Source organism: Pradoshia eiseniae, assembly GCF_002946355.1.
GTDB classification, from domain to species: Bacteria; Bacillota; Bacilli; order Bacillales; family Pradoshiaceae; genus Pradoshia; species Pradoshia eiseniae.
The window spans coordinates 21,086-39,902 of sequence record NZ_PKOZ01000009.1; the positions used below are offsets into that span (position 1 = coordinate 21,086).

19 protein-coding genes are annotated in these 18,817 nt (G+C 42.7%); 17 read left to right on the plus strand and 2 right to left on the minus strand.

Features of this window, described 5'->3' with window-relative positions:
• The first annotated feature begins 7 nt into the window (after positions 1-7).
• From CYL18_RS13855 to CYL18_RS13905, 11 genes are all read left to right on the plus strand, one after another.
• The gene (locus CYL18_RS13855) at positions 8-418 is read left to right on the plus strand and encodes a CoA-binding protein (RefSeq protein WP_104850125.1); all 411 of its coding nucleotides are present in this window, start codon (positions 8-10) and stop codon (positions 416-418) included.
• A 330-nt stretch (positions 419-748) separates the two neighbouring features.
• The gene (parE, locus tag CYL18_RS13860) at positions 749-2,716 is read left to right on the plus strand and encodes a DNA topoisomerase IV subunit B (RefSeq protein ID WP_407984550.1); all 1,968 of its coding nucleotides are present in this window, start codon (positions 749-751) and stop codon (positions 2,714-2,716) included.
• Complete coding sequence (gene parC, locus CYL18_RS13865) at positions 2,713-5,157, plus strand: DNA topoisomerase IV subunit A (RefSeq protein WP_104850127.1); 2,445 nt, start codon at positions 2,713-2,715, stop codon at positions 5,155-5,157. Before parE ends, parC begins: the two co-directional genes overlap by 4 nt.
• A 121-nt stretch (positions 5,158-5,278) precedes the next feature.
• On the plus strand, positions 5,279-6,025 hold the full coding sequence (locus CYL18_RS13870; RefSeq protein ID WP_146102848.1) for a hypothetical protein: 747 nt from the start codon (positions 5,279-5,281) through the stop codon (positions 6,023-6,025).
• A gap of 62 nt (positions 6,026-6,087) precedes the next feature.
• Entirely contained in the window at positions 6,088-6,543 is a 456-nt protein-coding gene (locus CYL18_RS13875; protein ID WP_104850129.1) for a staygreen family protein, read from the plus strand.
• 66 nt (positions 6,544-6,609) lie between these two features.
• Entirely contained in the window at positions 6,610-7,149 is a 540-nt protein-coding gene (locus CYL18_RS13880; RefSeq protein ID WP_104850130.1) for a YcxB family protein, read from the plus strand.
• On the plus strand, positions 7,146-7,652 hold the full coding sequence (locus CYL18_RS13885; RefSeq protein WP_104850131.1) for a metallophosphoesterase family protein: 507 nt from the start codon (positions 7,146-7,148) through the stop codon (positions 7,650-7,652). Before CYL18_RS13880 ends, CYL18_RS13885 begins: the two co-directional genes overlap by 4 nt.
• Before the next feature lie 39 nt (positions 7,653-7,691).
• Positions 7,692-8,345, plus strand: coding sequence for a pyridoxine/pyridoxamine 5'-phosphate oxidase (locus CYL18_RS13890; RefSeq protein WP_104850132.1), 654 nt, complete (start codon positions 7,692-7,694; stop codon positions 8,343-8,345).
• Positions 8,346-8,596: 251 nt separating this feature from the next.
• A complete protein-coding gene (locus CYL18_RS13895; RefSeq protein ID WP_104850133.1) occupies positions 8,597-9,559 on the plus strand; it encodes a LacI family DNA-binding transcriptional regulator in 963 nt (320 codons plus the stop codon).
• An 83-nt stretch (positions 9,560-9,642) separates the two neighbouring features.
• On the plus strand, positions 9,643-10,143 hold the full coding sequence (locus tag CYL18_RS13900) for a hypothetical protein (protein ID WP_104850134.1): 501 nt from the start codon (positions 9,643-9,645) through the stop codon (positions 10,141-10,143).
• A 16-nt stretch (positions 10,144-10,159) separates the two neighbouring features.
• A complete protein-coding gene (locus CYL18_RS13905) occupies positions 10,160-11,071 on the plus strand; it encodes a GNAT family N-acetyltransferase (protein ID WP_104850135.1) in 912 nt (303 codons plus the stop codon).
• Positions 11,072-11,138: 67 nt separating this feature from the next.
• On the opposite strand, the gene CYL18_RS13910 is transcribed toward CYL18_RS13905, so the two are convergent.
• Positions 11,139-11,882, minus strand: coding sequence for a metallophosphoesterase family protein (locus tag CYL18_RS13910; RefSeq protein ID WP_104850136.1), 744 nt, complete (start codon positions 11,880-11,882; stop codon positions 11,139-11,141).
• A gap of 173 nt (positions 11,883-12,055) precedes the next feature.
• On the opposite strand from CYL18_RS13910, the gene CYL18_RS13915 reads away from it, so the two are divergent.
• The 5 genes from CYL18_RS13915 to CYL18_RS13935 all read left to right on the plus strand — a co-directional run bounded on the left by CYL18_RS13915 (position 12,056) and on the right by CYL18_RS13935 (position 16,790).
• On the plus strand, positions 12,056-12,307 hold the full coding sequence (locus CYL18_RS13915; protein ID WP_104850137.1) for a GlsB/YeaQ/YmgE family stress response membrane protein: 252 nt from the start codon (positions 12,056-12,058) through the stop codon (positions 12,305-12,307).
• 223 nt (positions 12,308-12,530) lie between these two features.
• Positions 12,531-14,000: an alanine/glycine:cation symporter family protein gene (locus CYL18_RS13920; RefSeq protein ID WP_104850138.1), complete on the plus strand. Its 1,470-nt coding sequence runs from the start codon at positions 12,531-12,533 to the stop codon at positions 13,998-14,000.
• A 184-nt stretch (positions 14,001-14,184) separates the two neighbouring features.
• On the plus strand, positions 14,185-14,454 hold the full coding sequence (locus tag CYL18_RS13925) for a YhdT family protein (RefSeq protein ID WP_104850139.1): 270 nt from the start codon (positions 14,185-14,187) through the stop codon (positions 14,452-14,454).
• Positions 14,451-15,899 (plus strand): sodium/pantothenate symporter, encoded by a 1,449-nt coding sequence (gene panF, locus CYL18_RS13930; protein ID WP_104850140.1) that lies wholly within the window; start codon positions 14,451-14,453, stop codon positions 15,897-15,899. The genes CYL18_RS13925 and panF overlap by 4 nt, the downstream gene beginning before the upstream one ends.
• 276 nt (positions 15,900-16,175) lie before the next feature.
• The gene (locus CYL18_RS13935; RefSeq protein WP_104850141.1) at positions 16,176-16,790 is read left to right on the plus strand and encodes a PH domain-containing protein; all 615 of its coding nucleotides are present in this window, start codon (positions 16,176-16,178) and stop codon (positions 16,788-16,790) included.
• A gap of 59 nt (positions 16,791-16,849) precedes the next feature.
• Here the strand turns inward: CYL18_RS13935 and CYL18_RS13940 are convergent, their stop codons facing one another.
• The gene (locus tag CYL18_RS13940) at positions 16,850-17,317 is read right to left on the minus strand and encodes an NUDIX hydrolase (protein ID WP_104850142.1); all 468 of its coding nucleotides are present in this window, start codon (positions 17,315-17,317) and stop codon (positions 16,850-16,852) included.
• Between the two features lie 204 nt (positions 17,318-17,521).
• On the opposite strand from CYL18_RS13940, the gene CYL18_RS13945 reads away from it, so the two are divergent.
• On the plus strand, positions 17,522-18,691 hold the full coding sequence (locus tag CYL18_RS13945; protein WP_104850143.1) for a general stress protein: 1,170 nt from the start codon (positions 17,522-17,524) through the stop codon (positions 18,689-18,691).
• Positions 18,692-18,817: the final 126 nt, after the last annotated feature.

Below are 18,817 nucleotides of genomic sequence, written 5' to 3' on the forward strand. Positions count from 1 at the left end.
AAGAAAGATGATACAAAATCCTAGCAGGCAAGAAATCGGAGAAATTCTGAAAAAAGCGAAAAAAATTGCGGTTGTGGGGCTTTCGGACAACCCTGATCGGACATCATATATGGTATCAAAAGCTATGCAGGACAATGGCTATGAAATCATTCCTGTCAACCCGGCTGTCAAAGAAGTGTTAGGTGTTAAGGCCATTGGCTCCTTAAAGGAACTGAATGAGCATGTGGATATCGTCAATGTATTCAGAAGATCGGAATTTGTTATGGATTTAGCGAAGGATTTTCTTGAAATAGATGCAGATGTATTTTGGACTCAGCTCGATGTAATTGATGAAGAGGCTTTTCAAATGCTGAAAGAAAATGGACGCAAGGTCATTATGGATCGATGCATAAAAGTGGAGCATGCCTTAACAAAATAATCAGTTGCTGTCTGGCCGCCTGGAAGATAAGGGCGGCTTTCGCATGTCCATTCAAAAATAATCTTGAAATGAAAAAATTACATTTCAAATAACAGGGATGTGTTACGATATTATGAGAGAGCCGTCTGATATGAAAGGCTAAATATTGATTATAGATGCTGTTCGTCTTCACTGTAAGCAGAGAAATACGATTTGCGAAACGATCAAGAATCTGTAAGAATAGAGCAATGATAGCCTATTTATTTTACAAGAGAACGTTTGTTCTTATCTATAAAAAAGTATATAATAGTTGTTGAAAGTATAGAGAGGGGTACATAAGTGGCTAAGAATTTGAATCAATTTGATTATAATGAAGATGCCATACAGGTACTCGAGGGATTAGAGGCTGTCCGGAAAAGACCGGGCATGTATATTGGTAGCACTGACACTCGAGGCTTGCATCATCTTGTCTATGAAATCGTAGATAATTCAGTGGATGAAGTCCTAGCTGGGTACGGTGATGAAATAATTGTAAAAATCCATAAAGATAATAGTATTAGCGTGGTTGATAAGGGACGCGGCATGCCAACAGGAATGCACCGTTCCGGTAAACCGACACCTGAGGTCATCCTGACCGTTCTCCATGCAGGCGGCAAATTTGGCCAAGGCGGGTACAAGACGAGCGGCGGATTACATGGTGTAGGGGCTTCTGTCGTGAACGCGCTGTCTGAGTGGCTCGTCGTAACCATCAAGCGAGACGGATTTATCTATGAGCAGCGTTTCGAAAAGGGAGGAATCCCTGTCACGACACTCGAGAAAATCGGGAAGACGAATCAGACGGGAACGACCATTCACTTTAAGCCAGACCCAGCTATTTTCTCTACTGTGGTCTTTAACCGCGAGACGCTAAGTGAGCGCCTGCGCGAATCAGCCTTCCTTCTCAAGGGGTTAAAGATTGAGCTGCATGACCTTCGAGCAGATGAGAAGGATGTTTACCATTATGAGAATGGGATAGAAGCCTTTGTCAGCTATTTAAACGAGGAGAAGGATACCCTTCATCCAGTCGTGAACTTTGAGGGGTCCCATGCTGGTATTGAAGTCGAGTATTCATTCCAATTCAATGACGGCTATTCAGAGAATATTCTTTCCTTCGTCAATAATGTCCGCACAAAGGATGGCGGCACGCATGAAGTCGGAATGAAAACGGCCATGACGCGCGTGTTTAATGATTTTGCACGTAAAGCGGGCTTATTGAAGGAGAAAGACAAAAATCTTGATGGCTCTGATATTCGAGAAGGACTGGCGGGAGTGGTTTCCGTCCGTATTCCTGAAGAGCTCCTTCAATTCGAAGGACAAACGAAGAGCAAGCTTGGAACAAGCGATGCCCGTTCGGCGGTTGATTCAGTCATCTCTGATAAACTTGCTTATTATTTATTGGAGAACTCAGATGTAGCAACCCTGCTCGTCCGTAAGGCAATCAAAGCGGCTCAGGCTCGCGAAGCGGCGAGAAAGGCGCGTGAGGATGCGAGAAGCGGCAAGAAACGGAAGAAATCAGAAGCACTTCTTTCCGGTAAGCTCACACCTGCTCAGTCACGTAATCCTTTGAAGAATGAATTATACCTCGTTGAGGGTGATTCTGCAGGCGGCTCAGCGAAACAAGGAAGGGACAGACGATTCCAGGCTGTCTTGCCTCTGCGTGGTAAGGTAATCAATACCGAGAAGGCAAAATTAGAGGATATCTTCAAGAATGAAGAAATCAATACAATCATTCATGCAATCGGCGGTGGTGTCGGTGCTGATTTCTCCATCGAGGACATTAATTATGACAAGGTCGTCATCATGACCGATGCCGATACTGATGGAGCCCATATCCAAGTCTTGCTCCTGACGTTCTTCTACCGGTATATGAAGCCTCTGATTGAGCATGGTAAGGTGTTCATCGCCCTTCCTCCGCTCTATAAAGTCAGCAAGGGTTCCGGCAAGAAAGAGGTCATTGAGTATGCCTGGGATGATGATGAACTTGATAGTACCATCAAAAAGGTCGGTAAAGGCTATATGCTCCAGCGCTATAAAGGTCTCGGCGAGATGAATGCCGACCAGCTATGGGAAACAACGATGGACCCTAGCCAGCGGACGTTGATTCGCGTGCGCATTGATGATGCTGCAAGGGCAGAGCGACGTGTGACCACACTTATGGGTGACAAGGTCGAACCGCGCCGGAAGTGGATTGAATCGAATGTGGCGTTTGGCTTGGAAGAGGATGACAATATTTTGGAAAACGAGAATATTACAGTCGCCGATGAGGAGGAAGTGATATGACATCAACAGAAAAATACCGCGATCTTCCCCTAGAGGAAGTCATTGGCGACCGTTTCGGACGCTATAGTAAATACATTATTCAGGACCGTGCCCTCCCCGATGCGAGGGACGGCCTGAAGCCTGTTCAGCGCAGGATTCTTTATGCGATGCATCATGACGGGAACACAAATGAAAAACCGTATCGTAAGTCTGCGAAAACCGTCGGACTTGTTATCGGTAATTACCATCCGCATGGGGATTCCTCTGTTTATGAAGCAATGGTGCGGATGAGCCAGGATTGGAAGCTGCGCCGCGAGTTAATTCAAATGCACGGCAATAACGGCAGCGTCGATGGCGACCCGCCAGCAGCGATGCGTTACACGGAAGCAAGATTGTCTTCAATTGCGGGGCAATTATTAAGTGATATTGACAAGCACACGGTTGATTTCGTGCCGAACTTTGACGATACGGCTGAGGAGCCGGTTGTTTTGCCGGCGAAATATCCAAACCTTTTGGTGAACGGCTCAACTGGTATATCTGCTGGCTATGCAACCGAAATTCCGCCACATAATCTTGGCGAAATAGTGGATGCGACCATCATGCGTATTGATAAGCCGAATTGTACGGTCGATGATTTGATGGAAGTGGTCAAAGGACCTGATTTCCCGACAGGGGGGATTATCCAAGGGGCTGACGGAATCAAGAAGGCATATGAAACCGGTAAAGGGAAGATAGTCATCCGCAGTAAGACAGAGATAGAAACCTTGCGCGGCGGAAGGCAGCAAATTCTCATTACGGAAATCCCGTTTGATGTGAATAAGGCCTCTCTTGTCAAAAAAATCGATGAGCTTCGCCTTGATCGTAAGCTGGAAGGCATTTCAGAGGTTCGGGACGAAACGGACCGTACAGGTCTTCGAATCGTCATTGAGTTAAAGAAGGAAATTGATTCTGATGTCATCCTCCAATACTTATTTAAGAACACCGATCTTCAGGTTACATATAACTTCAATATGGTCGCTATCTATAAGAAACGTCCTCAATTAATGGGATTGCGTGAGATGCTTGATGCCTATATCAATCATAGGAAAGAGGTCATTACAAGACGCTCTGAATTTGAATTGAAGAAGGCTCGCGAGCGAGAGCATATCGTTCAAGGTTTGATCAAGATGATCTCCATCCTGGACCGTGTCATTGCAACGATTCGCGCCTCACATGACAAGATGGATGCCAAGAAGAACCTCGTTGCAGAGTACGGGTTCTCCCAGGCACAAGCGGAAGCAATTGTTTCCTTGCAATTATATCGTTTGACGAATACGGATATTACCGCCCTTCAGAATGAAGCGACAGAGCTTCAGGCGAAGATTGCAGAGCTTAGCGCGATTCTTGAAAGCGAGAAAAAGCTGATGTCTGTCATTAAGAAGGAACTGAAAGAAGTGAAGAAGGGCTATGCCGATTCTCGCCGCTCACAAATTGAAGCGAAGATCGAAGACATTAAGATTAATCTTGACGTCTTGATTCCAAGTGAGGATGTTATCGTGACGGTAACGAAGGAAGGCTATATCAAACGGACAAGCCTGCGTTCTTATACGGCAAGCGGCGGCCAGGACTTCGGCATGAAAGAAGGGGACCGCATCCTTCATAAGATGGATATCAATACGACGGATACCCTCTTGTTATTCACAAATAAAGGCAGCTATATTTATTGTCCAGTCCATTTGCTGCCTGATATCAGATGGAAGGATGCAGGCCAGCATATAAGCAGCATTGTGCCAATTGATAAAGATGATTGCATTGTCAAAGCCATCTCTGTCTCCGATTTCGACAAGCCTGGCTATTTGCTGTTTATCACCAAGAACGGTATGGCGAAGAAATCTGAGCTCGGTTTATATAAAGCGACGCGTTATTCAAAACCGTTGGTTGCCTTAAACCTAAAGGGCAATGATGAAGTAGTGGATATCCATCTGACAGATGGCAGCAGTACGGTATTTTTGGCCACATCTCATGGATATGGTCTTATGTTCAAGGAAGAAGATGTCCCTGTCATTGGCGCTAGAGCAGCTGGTGTGAAAGGGATTAACTTGAAGGATGATGACTTCGTCGTCAGCGGGAAGGTATTTACAGAGGATAGCTCCTCGATGATCGCTCTTGTCACGCACAGGGGAGCTGTGAAGAAAATGAAGAGGTCTGAATTTGAGTTAGGCACGCGTGCGAAAAGAGGCGTGGTCATGCTCCGTGAGCTTAAGAAAAATCCGCACAAAGTCGTTGGCATTGAATTGCTCGACGATATGGATCAGCTAGTGATTGAGTCCGAGAAAGGCAAAATGGAAGAAATCAGCTCCTTCCAATTGCGCCCGAGTGACCGTTATTCGAACGGTTCGTTCTTCATGGATGAAGCAGAGAGCGGTCCAATTATCGACCAATGGGTAGTGAAGGCCGCAAAAATAGAGAATGAACCTAAATAAAATCGAATGCAAAGAAACCGCGAGGCTTAGTATCTCGCGGTTTTTTCTATGTCAGGAATCGAATAATTTACGGGTTGCAAGCAAAACATAAAAATAATAATGAGTAAACAAAGGAGCTGAAATGATGAAGGCCGTAAAGTATGTCTTTCTTTGCGCTTGTTTTTTATTCGTGAATTTCCCCTTGCAGGCGGATGCCGCACAGAAGAGCGAGGAGGTTAAGCTAAAATCCTATATGATTGATGTCACGGGCGATGGCCAGAAAGATCAGCTGACATTGTACGGAATCCCTTTTAATGAGAAAACCAAGTATTTTAAGGAATTTAAATTGGTTTCAATTAATCAAAAGGGAAAAGCCGTGCATCACGTCACAGGCGGATTCAGCCCTAGCTTACTCTTTGCGGATATAAATTCAGATCGGGCATTAGAGGTTATCCTCGAAATTCCGACAGGAGGCAGTGCTCATTCATGTGATTATTACGCATTCAATGTGTACAATCAAGAAATTGAAGAGCTTCCATTGCCCAAGCCGCTCAATCTTAACGGATCGTTTAAAAATAACTACCGGGCAAACTTTATTATACCGGAGAATAACCAGTCCTTTGTATTGAACTTAATTAAGCATAAACCGGTCTATGATAAGCTTGGCCTGTATAAAAAGGGCAAGTTAAATGAACCACAGGAAACATTGATTGGGGAATTTCATTCTCTGACAGCCAAGGATGTCAACCATGATGGGATCAATGAGCTGATTGGTAAGCAAACCATATCTGGAGCATCGGTTTCTGACGTGATTGCGGAGGTATCTTCCTTCTGGAATTATGAGCAGGAAAAATGGGTGTTAAAAAACGTATTGGTTAACTCGAAATAATCACCAATGCTAGGCGAATGACATAGGATGCTCTATATATCACTTTAATGGAGTGAGCGCCTATGTCAGTTTTATTAAATCGCTTGACGGTCTTTTTTAATCCTCCATATGGATCAAACGGTCCAGTCGAGGGTCGTACCTACACACTGACTCATTCGGATGAAACAGGAGATTTATTTCTCAGCATTGGAAGTGGGATAGACTCTTCAAAGATCAATTGGAAGATGCGAGATGAAGTGATTGGCAATTGGCAAATCAGAGGAGGTCAATACTATCTTGTATGTTCCGTTCACATAAGCGGCGGGGAATTTGATGAGAAAAAAGCACGAGCACGCTTTTCCATCTTTCAAGAGGAATTGCCGCTAGCCTTAAAGGGAATCATTAATGGTGATAAAGGATTATTCACCTATTATCCATGGCTTTTGAACGCTCCCATACAAGTCGAGTTTTCCTCTGTTTATCCTGAATTTAATCAAGTAATGTATTATGGAATGGCGCGGCATTATCAGGAAGGATAGCAGAGGCTATCCTTTTGTTGTTTTTTCCGATTCATGTAAAATGAACTTACAAAGGGGTGGTGAATAATGAAGCTTCAATACGAATTAAATATGGAAGATATCATTCAATATTATTTACATATGAGCCATACATCCCTGCCCTTTAAAAAAGTCGTCAGGAGGAGAAAGGTGCGATTTTTTATCACTCTGTTCATCCTCTTCATCATATACTCATTCATCTGGCCGGTAACAAATCAATTGCTTTATTATGTGTTATGTGCCGTAATCTCCATGGCAGGAGCTTATTTGTATTCCTTTTATATTTTTTACCGGATAGGAAGGAGTCTCCGCAAGTTTCACTCGAAGGGAAAAGGAGGACTATACGGTAAGAAAGTTGTCGAAATGACTGAGCTGGGTGTAACAAATCAGACAGGTGAAGGCGAACCTGTAAGATATGAATGGCAGACAATCAGGGAAGTTTACATAACAAAATTATATGTATTTATTCATGTAAATGAGTTGATTGTCATCCTCATCCCAAGAAGAGCATTTGCCGATAATGATGCGTGGGTGCAATTCATAGATAAGCTAAAATCCTTTCAAGCAGAACGGAGGGAAAGGCATTGAAAGAGTTAAAAATTATTGCCCTATCCGATACACATATGCCGAGAATGGCGAAGGGGCTGCCATCAACGCTTGTCAAAGAGCTTATGGATGCTGATCTCATTCTGCATGCAGGAGATTGGCAAACGGAGGCCGTATATGAAGAGCTAAGTAAATTTGCTCCAGTTGATGGGGTATGTGGAAACGTGGACAAAGAAGAGCTGATTGAAAGATTCGGAATGAAGAAAATTCTTGAATTTTGCGGTTTTCGCATTGGGCTAGTTCACGGTCATGGAAGAAAAGGAACGACCGAGCAGCGCGCATTGGCTGCCTTCAAAGAAGAGAATGTAAATCTCATCATATATGGTCATTCTCATATTCCAGTTTTAAAAGAAATCGACGGACTCACTCTCCTTAACCCAGGCTCTCCAACAGACAAACGCCGTCAACCATATTATTCATTCGCTATCATCCGGATCGGCGAGGAGATGAATGTGGAGCATGTTTATTATCAAAGCAAGACATAGCCCATACGGTTAAAAAGTGAATAAAAATGGAGGGGTAAGATGAACCATATCCGAGCATTGATTCGAGGAAGCAAGACCCTTTTGGGCCCTTTTCCTGAAATTAATACTGACAATGGAGGTGTCTGCCCATACCAGCTTTTCTTAGAATGGTTTGACTCAGCCGTACAACATGGAATCTATGAGCCTCATGCCATGACTCTTTCAACGATCGATCGTTATGGCCATCCTGATGCAAGGGTGTTAATCCTAAAAGATGTGGATAAAGAGGGGTGGTATTTTGCTTCCAGCTCGAAAAGCGAAAAAGGAAAACAGATACATGATAACCCACCGGTTTCTTTAACTTTCTATTGGCCACAAATAGGAAGACAAATCCGGATTCGCGGTGCAGCCGAGATGATGGATCAAGAAACTAATAAAGAAGATTTTCTGCAACGCGGAATTACGGCACGAGCGATTGCTTTACTAGATAAACAAAGTTCCCCATTAGATGATAACCAGACGCTTGATTTTCTATTAGAAGAGAAATTAAAGTGGCTAAAAGTTAATCAGCAAGCAATCTATCCATATTGGACTGTGTACAGAGTAAAAGCGCAAGAAGTTGAGTTTTGGCAGGCACATACAGAACGCAAGCATGTTAGGCTAAAGTTTGCTCGAAGCAATGATCAATGGGTAAAAAAGCAATTATGGCCATGAAAAATTGGCGCAAATGAATGTTTACTTAAAAAGACCGTTTCTTTCGGAAGCGGCTTTTTTATTTCTCAATTATTATTAAATTACATTATTTTTAACTTATTACATTAATAAATCCCTATAGTAATCCATTGTTATACTAATATCTCAAAAATAATTGGGAATTAATTGCAATCGGTAAATATTTAGTGATACGCTAAAGTAAAGGTAAATACAGGTAAATGTTTTACTAAACCGAGTGAGGTGGCAAGGAAATGGCGACTATTAAGGCGATTGCCGAGCATGCCGGCGTCTCACCAGCAACTGTTTCTAGAGTTTTAAATAATGATCCATACATCACGGTTAAGGAAGAGACAAGAGAGAAAATCGTTAAAGCAGCAAAGGAACTGGGCTATCGCACCGCATTTGAACGCCGGGCAGCAGAGCAGGCAATCCCAGGGAAAAGACCTCCCAATGAAATCATATTAATTCTGCTAGCGATCAGCTTAGATGAAGAAATAGAAAATCCGCTCTATCTTTCTATTCGAAAGGGAATTGAGCAGGAATTAATGCGTTCAGGGAAGAAAAAGATGTATATGCTCCGTTATGCGCCTGACATGGAGATTCCCTTTGCTGTGCAGGGGGTCATTGTCATCGGGACATTAACCGAAAAAGAGGCAGGAGAATTAAAAAAGCGGTTTGACCGGATTGTTTTCGTGTACGGCTGTCCGGGCGGAGAAGAATTTGATTGTGTGGATATCGATCATGAGAGGGTCATTGACCTAGCCATTCATTCCTTTATAACAGCGGGTCTCACGCGTATTGCCTATGTTGGCAATGGTACCCATCAGAGAGATCAATATTTTCGTAGAAAGATGCAGGAAAAGGGCTTAGCTGAATCAAGCATTTATGTATGTGACTATACGATTGCAGCTGGATATGAATGGATGAAGGGGAGGATTCAATCCTCTAATCGGCCGGAGGCATTATTTGCTGATGGGGATTTATTGGCTCTTGGGGTGTTAAAGGCCTTGGAAGAGGAAAGAGCAGGTGAAGTCTCCATCATTTCTTTTTCAGATATGGCGCATGCCGCTTATTCAGTGCATCCATTTGCTACGATTCGGTTTTCAGCTGTTGAGCTGGGAGAATGGGGGGCGAGATTGCTTATAGAACGACTTGACCGGAAGATGGGCAGTCCAGTCAAAATCTTGCTTCCTGTTCACCTGCATATAGGGTGAGCTTTCTTGTAAATGAAAGGCTAAAATAATCGGGAAATGGGTATTAATCATGTTACCAAACAAAAAAGTAGGCGGTATTTGCAATGAAAAAAAAGAGACGGAAATCAAAGACACTGGTATGGTGGGGGTTAGCAGCGGCATTCCTGATTGCCAGCGGGTCTGCTATATACATGTACTTCACCGTTATTAAGCCGCAGGAAGATTTAAAGACACAAATCGAGGAAAACCCGCCAAGCGGAGTGACAGCAGAGCTCGCTGCGATGATTGCGGATGCTCATGAACGATACAATGAGCTTACCGGTTTCGGCAATATTGATGAATTAGATCAGGACAAGTCCATTGTCTTATCTAAACGAGTGTATAAAGAAACTTTAGAAGTTTTAGATGAAGGAATTGTCGATGAGCAGCTTGAGAAGGATATGATAACTATACACCAGCTTGCAAAAGAAACCTCTGTTAATCCCAACAAGGAGCAAGTTCGGCGCTTGCATCGCTATTTTCACGATCTAGACATAGCCGTTAATCGATATGAAGAAACGAATACGATCTTCGGGGTTACAGAGACATTAGGAAAACCACAGTAAAGACTAGGAGAAGTAAATGATGATAACGATTGAAAAGGCTATTATGGCTGATGCCGAAAGGCTAACGGAAATCATGAAAAGGACATTTGATGAAGAGGCAAGAAGATGGTTAAAAGACCAAGACATGCGAGATTATAATATCCAGCCTCCCGGTTATTCATCAGTAGAAATGACGAAATATATGATTGAGGAATTACATTATTTCAAAATCCTCTATAATAAAGAGCTTGTTGGCGGCATCATCGTGACCACTACTGGCAGATCCTTTGGCAGAATTGATCGTATTTATATTGATCCTGATTATCAAGGGAGGCGGATAGGTTCAAGAGTCATAGAATTAATTGAGCAGGAATTTCCGGCCATTCGAACATGGGATCTTGAAACATCTAGTAAACAAGTGAACAACCATCGTTTCTATGAAAAGATGGGATATGAAACAACCTTTGAAACAGAGGATGAATATTGCTATATAAAGAGAAAAGGACATTCCTTAACCGAAAATCAGGATATCTCCCATGCCCAATATGAACACAGGCAAATGGCCCAATCTGAGTTTTATCAGGTTAATTTAGAAGGCAGCTCGTTTAGTAACAGCAACCTCATGAATACTCATATAAGTAACTGTAATCTTAGCCATTCAACCTTCCAAAACCTCAATTTCACGCATTCCTTATATGCGGATTTAAATCTATCACAAAGTAAGATGAGGTTTGTGACGCTCGCGGGAGTCAGCTTCTTAGATATGAATCTTGGCGAGAAAAACGAGCCGCTCTCATTTGAAAGATGCAATCTTCAAGGGACGAAAATCCATGACTGTAATCTGCAAAACTTAGCGATTACCGATAGTGACCTGACAGGAATGACCATAAATGATATTCCAGTAGAAAAACTTCTTGATGCCTATCATCGAGAGGTACAGAAGAAATAATCTTTTACGAGCAGCTATTTTCCGGATGGCTGTTTTTCTATATCTCCTCTAAATATTTTATCGCTTCTTATTTCCAGTCTGTACCATGAAATACTTTAAGGATAAAATCACGGTCAGGCACTTTCAGACGCTCATAGGAGGCTATGAAGGATGTCTTGTCATATACCGCTTCTTGTAAATCAATCTTCAGTTCATCCGGAGTAATCTCTACGATAGCATAGGGCGCTGTTTCTTGATGGCTGCAGCCAAGCGAGCCTGGGTTTAAGTAAATGGTCCGTTCATTTTTGAAATAATGGACAGGATGGTGATGTCCAAATAAAATTAAACGGGCCTCATAATCCTTAAACAAGGAAGCTATATGATGAAGGGAAGGTTCCACGATTTTGCTGAATGGATCCAAACAGATCGGGTCCGAAAGTTTAGAATGTTGAATATGGTAGTGAGTCATAAGAATGGAATGGCCCTCTATATTTTTTTGTATTATTATCGGTGATTTTTTGAGCATGGGAATATAGGAGCGGTCAAGATGCTTGGCAATCCACAGATGATGTTCTTTCGTTCCGTGATGGCTTGTTGGATATTCTTTTTCTTCAATGAGGGAAAGTATGGCCTCATCATGGTTTCCTGTCACCATAGATACATCATTTCTAGAGAATAAGAGACTGAGCACCTCATTGGTATCTGGTCCAATCCCAATCATATCCCCGGTACAATAAATATGCTCAATATCGTTTCGCGCGTCGATTTCAGCAAGCGCAGCTTTCAGTGCCGGTGCATTGCCATGTATATCAGTGAGAACGGCTATTTTCATTATCCATATACTCCTTTTTCTTTGTTGTTTAGTCAGCATTATACACTTTCTATGATTCTGTTTGATAAGGGTTTGTTTTTTGGTTGGATAAATTCCGCTATTCCCCGTTTTCCGCCACTTAAAAGGCAAGCGCTTTCTCTTGTGCATATACTGCAAAAAGGAGGCTTGAAGACATGATTTTTTGGGGGATATTATTTGTCGGCGGTTTTATTGGCTGGTTTTCAGGGTTATTAGCTGATGAAGCAATCCCGAATGTGCGAATTGGCAATTTCCTGGCTGGGCTGATTGGCGCTTGGTTTGGAAATATGTCACTGGGAGAGTTCGGACCAGTGACAGGCGGATATTATATTTTGCCTGCGTTAATTGGCGCTGTGGCGATGTGCATACTAGTTAGCTGGATCATGTATATGACAAATGATTCTTAAATATAGAAGCTTTCATACCCCTTTTTAGGGGTTTTTTTGTTTTGGAATAAGATGCTGATAGGGGGAATTAGGGCTTAAAATGACAAAATTAACTGCTTTTCGAGAAAATATGACAAAAAATGAAAGATTCATAGGTCTAAAGTCATATGGTAAAAACCAATGCTCCTCCTATATAATAGAAAAATGAAAATATAGAAAATATTCAGACTAAAGGGGTGGTTTTTTGGAAGAATTCATTACGTTTCTGGCAAATGATGTGTTTTGGAGTACACCGGTTATTTATATTCTTTTAGGTGTAGGTCTTATTTTTTCCATCTTAACAAGGTTTTTGCAGGTCAGGCATTTGAAGGACATGGTCACGTTAATGTTTCAGGGGAAAAGTTCAAGTGCAGGGGTTTCATCCTTCCAGGCATTGGCCATATCGCTATCTGGCCGTGTAGGAACAGGTAATATTGCTGGTGTCGCATCAGCTATTTATTACGGTGGTCCAGGAGCCGTGTTCTGGATGTGGATGATTGCCTTCATTGGTGCATCCAGTGCCTTTGTCGAATCGACTCTTGCCCAAATTTATAAGGTTAAGAAGGATGGAGTTTATCGAGGCGGTCCTGCCTATTATATTGAAAAGGGGATAGGCTGGAAGTGGTTTGCGGTTTTATTTGCAGGGGCAGCCATCATTGCCATGGCCATCTTAATGCCAGGTGTTCAATCAAATGCCATTGCAGGAAGCTTTAAGGAAGCCTTCAATATCCCTACCTATATAACTGGGGCTTTGATTGTGCTTCTTTTAGGGTTCATCATTCTCGGGGGAATTAAAAGGATTGCTCAAACGGCGCAGCTGATCGTACCATTCATGGCGATTGGGTATATCCTCGTTTCATTAATTGTCATCGCCTTCAATATCACAGAGGTGCCAGGGGTCATCTCCTTGATTGTCACCAGTGCATTTGGAGCAGATTCTGTCTTCGGCGGATTGTTAGGAAGCGCAATAGCTTGGGGAGTAAAGCGCGGAGTTTATTCAAACGAAGCGGGTCAAGGAACAGGACCTCACCCGGCTGCTGCGGCAGAGGTTTCCCATCCGGCTAAGCAAGGACTTGTCCAAGCATTTTCCGTCTATATTGACACATTGTTTGTCTGCTCGGCGACAGCCTTCATGATTCTCTTCACTGGCATGTACAATGTTACTGCAGAGGATGAACAATCCTTAATCGTTAACAATCTTGGTGATACGGCTGAAATCAATGAGAGCCGTCCATTTACACAGATGGCAGTAGATGAGGTGCTGCCAGGATTTGGTTCCGGCTTTGTTGCTGTATCGTTGTTCTTCTTTGCATTTACGACAATCATGGCCTATTACTATATCGCTGAGACCAATATCGCTTACTTAATGAAACAGCGTAAAGGGCAGATTCCGATATTTATTTTGAAGATTGTCATTCTTGCCGCGACATTCTATGGTTCCGTGAAGACGGCCAACATGGCTTGGGCTTTAGGGGATATCGGGCTTGGGATCATGGTATGGCTCAACATCATCGCCATTGTCATATTAGCGAAGCCGGCATTGCTTACGCTTAAGGATTATGAGAGACAGAGGAAAGAAGGGAAAGACCCAGTCTTCAATCCGAAAGAGCTCGGCATTAAGAATGCGGACTATTGGGAGCAAGAGGATAAGAAAAAGAAATCGAATATTTCTTAAAGCAATTGACCTGACTTTTCTTCGTGAAGAGTCAGGTTTGTTTTTTTCGGATATTTATAGGAAAATAGGAATGGTGTTTTTTGTTTTGATTACCAGCTATTGCAACTTCATTTTTTTTAGGCGGATTGGTTTAATGGTATTATCTGTGTAAATTTTTGCTTTTAAAGGGAAGAAGGAGGAAGGAATGAAAGATAAACGTTTTAAAATCGCCAATCGTGAAGCAATCATCGGCGTCATCCTGGTGCTGATTAACTTTATTTGGTGGTATGCTTTTGCTTATGGAATGGGTAGTGGCGATCCAACATCATATACATACATATTAGGAATGCCGGCCTGGTTTTTCTACAGCTGTGTCGTAGGGTTTATGGTTATGGTCGTGCTTGTTGCCTTTGTTGTTAAATTCCTCTTTAAGGAAGTTCCGTTTGAGGATGAGGAAGAGGGGGAGGAAGAATGAAATGGGAAGTGATTTTGCCTCTCGCCATCTTCTTGGTCATTATATTTATTATTGGTTTTTATGCGAATAGCCGGGTTAATCAAAGCAATTCCTTTCTTCAGGAATACTTCCTTGGCGGCAGGCAGCTAGGCGGATTTGTGCTTGCCATGACCATGATGGCAACATACGGAAGTGCCTCTAGCTTTATCGGAGGTCCAGGTGTCGCCTACACCCGCGGTCTTGGCTGGGTGCTTCTGTCCATGGCGCAGCTTGCGGCCGGGTATTTTGTTTTAATGATTCTCGGGAAGAAATTTGCCATTATGGCGCGTAAATATAAGGCCATTACGATGGTGGATTATTTGAAGGGCCGATATAAGAGTGATACGGTCGTTATCCTTTCATCACTCAGTATAATTATCTTCTTATTTGCATCCATGACCGCTCAATGGGTAGGCGGAGCTCGTTTAATTGAATCCTTGACTGGATTGCCGTACCGGACGGCTCTCATAATCTTTGCCGTATCTGTGCTTGTGTATGTCATCATTGGAGGATTCAGGGCGGTTGCGTTGACGGATAGCGTACAGGGAATTGTGATGTTATTCGGTACGATTATCCTCCTGATTGCAACGATTATCGCTGGCGGCGGAATGGACAATATCATGTCAGAGCTGGTTGCTGAGAATCCGAATCTTGTCTCCCCATATGGCGCTGACCAAGACCTTACCCCGCTGTATGTATCCTCATTCTGGATATTGGTGGGGGTAGGTGTAGTAGGTCTACCGCAAATCAGCATGAGGGCAATGTCGTACAAGAACTCCAAAGGAATGCATAGCGCGATTATTATTGGAACAATCGTGATTGGTGCTGTCATGCTTGGCATGCATTTGATCGGCGTTCTTGCCCGAGCTGTCCTACCAGGTATTGAGGTAGCTGATACGGTCATGCCAACGCTTGCGATGGAAGTGCTGCCTGGCTTTGTTGCCGGTATTGTGCTGGCTGCGCCCATGGCGGCTATCATGTCGACAGTCGATTCATTGCTCATTCTAGTAAGTGCAACGATTGTGAAGGATTTATACGTCAACTACTTAAAGCCTGATTCCTCTGAGAGACAAATTAAAACAATCAGCTTCTGCGTGACAACGATTGTGGGATTATCAGTAGTCTTCTTCGCAATGACACCGCCAGATCTGATTATATGGCTAAATCTGTTTGCGTTTGGGGGACTTGAATCGGTCTTTATCTGGCCGGTGGTGATGGGACTCTACTGGGAGAAGGGCAATAAATATGGTGCCATTGCCTCCATGATTACGGGGATGGGTTCATTCATCATAATCGATCAGTACTTCCCAACGCCATTTGGGATGCATTCTGTTGTGCTGCCGATTGTCTTCTCTTTCTTGGTATATGTGGCTATAAGCTTGCTGACTGCATCTAAACTACTAAGACATCAAGCAGATAACGTATAGCCGCCCTGAGACAAAACCGTCATATCCCTTTGTGGAATGGCGGTTTTGTTGTACATAGCTAAAATAGGCTATAGTCGGAGTACATCATCAAGAAATAAATAAGGGAATCTAGCTATGATAAATATTAATAGTCGAAACCCGTTGTATTTATTTATTTCATGTAAAAAATTCAATTATTTTGTTGAATATTCAGTGAACTTAAAGGGGATTACATAGTCTTGCTTGGTTGGTAAATGATATAATTTAATCAGAAAGAATTGAAGGGGGAGAATCATTTTGTTAAAGAAGATTGCTTCAGATGCTTTAGGTCTATCAGATGTAGGAACGATTATATCGAAGGAAGATTATGACAAAACAGACGCAGATGACTATGTGATGCATGAAGATGGGGAGCAGATTTACTTCCTCATTAAAACGAAGGCTGATGAATATTGCTTTACTAATCTGGCTGTCATCCATGTGGATGGGGAAAGTGCCGTTTCTTCTAAAAGGGTACTGAAACGCTATCCGTATGCTCAGCATAAGATTTCCAACGTCATGTTAGAGACTGCCGGCAAGATTGACCTCGATGTCGAGATTAAATTCACGATTGGAAATATACCTTTTGATATCGACGTGAAGAAAAGCCAAATCGAACAATTGAAAGACCTGTATAAGGCACTTGTCCGTATTTCTGAGATTAACTATGAAAATGAGCTGGCGCTAGGCTTCTCTAACCAAAGCCTGGACAGGGCTGTCCAGTCTATTCAAAGCTCTCGCTCAGAAGAGGCATCCGTGTTTGAATCCTACAAAGGAATTGCAGAGTTTACCTTCGAATGGCTGAAGACGAATAAAGCTCAATACTCTGTGAAGGACTTTGGCGATGTGTATGAGAAATATATTAATAACTAATTGACTAACGATAATGAACGAAAGAAACGAGCCTGCAATCTTTAGGCTCGTTTTTTATGTCATCTATGTATGATAATATGCTCAGTTGACTGAGGAATATGGAAGATGCCTTCTTTCAGAAATGTTGGATAGACAACCTTCGCCGATAACTCTTCAAAGGCAACCCATTGATAGACAAGACGTTCGCCTTCAAGCCCATAAAAAGGATCCTTCGTGAAGCCATTTGGCATAAGAGCAGATGAAATAGAGTAATAGAGTCCGATTTCGTGGAATGGAGTTCCTCGGTAATCAAAGAAATTCTCCGTAAACCACAGAAGACGGTCTATGGATACATCCACCCCAAGTTCCTCCTTCATTTCCCGAATTAAGCTTGTTTTTGAATCCTCTGCCAATCGTACTCTTCCGCCTGGAAGCGCCCAGTAGCTGTCTTCCGCTTGACGATGCAAAAGTATATGCTCGTTATGTGTCCAAACAGCAGCCGTGCGATAATTAAAGACCCCTTTATCTGTATGAAAAGTCGTATCCAAAGAAATGCCCCTCTCCAATGTCGTAATTGTTCTGATAAAAGTTTATCTCTATTTTTTTGCTTGTCAAGGTTTTCCATCTCTGGTGGCGGGGAATCAACTATAATGTAACCCTAAATAGTCCCTCAAGGATATTTAGCAAACTAGATTGAGATCACAACAAATTTTGTTGAATGAAACTATTAAATCGCAAAGGAGAGATTGAACATGGCTAAGATTGTTTACGGAAAATATGATACATCAGAAGAAGCCTTGCAGGCGGTAAATGCCCTGAAATACAAAGGTGCGGATGGGGCAGATATTACTATTCTCGCTGATAAAGCCAATCGGATCCAATTCACGAATGAGGAACCAAACAATGATGTGGATACAGAAGCGGCCGTTGGGGACTCCTTCATGGACAAGATAGCGAGCTTTTTCATGGTAGATTCAACGGAGCGAATTGAGGACCGTTTAATTGCTAAGGGAATTCGCGGGGAAGAGGCTGAGAGCCTTGCGAATGAAGTTGAAAATGGGAAAATTCTCATCCTGGTTGATGAAGCAGCAGCTGGCACGCTGCAGTCTGAAACAGATGGTGAGATGACGAATAATAAAGGTTTATACGCATCAAGAAATGAAATGAAGATGCGGCATCAAGAAGAAAAACAAGAGACAGTCGGCAATATGAGCCGTTCGGATAATCTGTCTGTGACGGATGAGGAACGGCTGCGTAACACCAACAGGAATGAAAACAACGATGAAATGTGGCGTCAGGGAGAAAGCGAAGATACAGTTGGCAACATGAGCCGTGTAGATGATCTTTCCGTAAAGGGCGAGGACCGATTACATCAAAAAAATATGAGCGACAATGATGGTGCTTTGAGAAATACGCGTGAAAACAAGGAAACAATTGGAGACATGAGCCGTGCGGATAATCTGTCCGTAACGGATGAGGAACGATTACGTCAAACAAACATGAGCGACAATGATGATGCTTTGAGAAATCCACGTGAAAACAAGGAAACAATTGGAGACATGAGCCGCTCGGATGATCTTTCCGTAGCAGCTGATGACCGATTGCGAGATACTACTATGAAGAACCATAATGATACGTTGAATCGTCAGGGAGAAAATCAAGACACAGTCGGGAATATGAGTCGTACAGATAATCTGTCTGTAAAAGATAATGAGCGATTACGTCATTCTGACAAGAACGAAAATCAGGATAATTTGTGGCGAGAGGGAGAAAGCGAAGACTCAGTCGGCAATATGAGCAGAGCAGACAACCTGTCTGAGAAAGATAATGACCAATTACGTGATTCTAATCTGAATGAACGTGATGATTTAGATAAGAAAAGGACTTATCCGAAAAATCGGATAGATACAGATAATTTGTAAGTCCAAGTAAGACAAAGCACCTCGCTGTTCTGGCGGGGTGCTTTTGTCTTTCATTGCATTTGTCATACGAATGGATAAAAACCGCCTTCCGATAAGGTGTCTATCTTTTATCCTCTGCACAAAAAA

Bases quoted from the DNA above. Each gene is read 5' to 3' on its own strand.
- CYL18_RS13855 (WP_104850125.1), top strand. From the start codon at position 8: ATGATACAAAATCCTAGCAGGCAAGAAATCGGAGAAATTCTGAAAAAA.
- parC (WP_104850127.1), top strand. From the start codon at position 2,713: ATGACATCAACAGAAAAATACCGCGATCTTCCCCTAGAGGAAGTCATT.
- CYL18_RS13870 (WP_146102848.1), top strand. From the start codon at position 5,279: ATGATGAAGGCCGTAAAGTATGTCTTTCTTTGCGCTTGTTTTTTATTC.
- CYL18_RS13875 (WP_104850129.1), top strand. From the start codon at position 6,088: ATGTCAGTTTTATTAAATCGCTTGACGGTCTTTTTTAATCCTCCATAT.
- CYL18_RS13880 (WP_104850130.1), top strand. From the start codon at position 6,610: ATGAAGCTTCAATACGAATTAAATATGGAAGATATCATTCAATATTAT.
- CYL18_RS13890 (WP_104850132.1), top strand. From the start codon at position 7,692: ATGAACCATATCCGAGCATTGATTCGAGGAAGCAAGACCCTTTTGGGC.
- CYL18_RS13895 (WP_104850133.1), top strand. From the start codon at position 8,597: ATGGCGACTATTAAGGCGATTGCCGAGCATGCCGGCGTCTCACCAGCA.
- CYL18_RS13900 (WP_104850134.1), top strand. From the start codon at position 9,643: ATGAAAAAAAAGAGACGGAAATCAAAGACACTGGTATGGTGGGGGTTA.
- CYL18_RS13905 (WP_104850135.1), top strand. From the start codon at position 10,160: ATGATGATAACGATTGAAAAGGCTATTATGGCTGATGCCGAAAGGCTA.
- CYL18_RS13910 (WP_104850136.1), bottom strand. From the start codon at position 11,882: ATGAAAATAGCCGTTCTCACTGATATACATGGCAATGCACCGGCACTG.
- CYL18_RS13915 (WP_104850137.1), top strand. From the start codon at position 12,056: ATGATTTTTTGGGGGATATTATTTGTCGGCGGTTTTATTGGCTGGTTT.
- CYL18_RS13925 (WP_104850139.1), top strand. From the start codon at position 14,185: ATGAAAGATAAACGTTTTAAAATCGCCAATCGTGAAGCAATCATCGGC.
- panF (WP_104850140.1), top strand. From the start codon at position 14,451: ATGAAATGGGAAGTGATTTTGCCTCTCGCCATCTTCTTGGTCATTATA.
- CYL18_RS13945 (WP_104850143.1), top strand. From the start codon at position 17,522: ATGGCTAAGATTGTTTACGGAAAATATGATACATCAGAAGAAGCCTTG.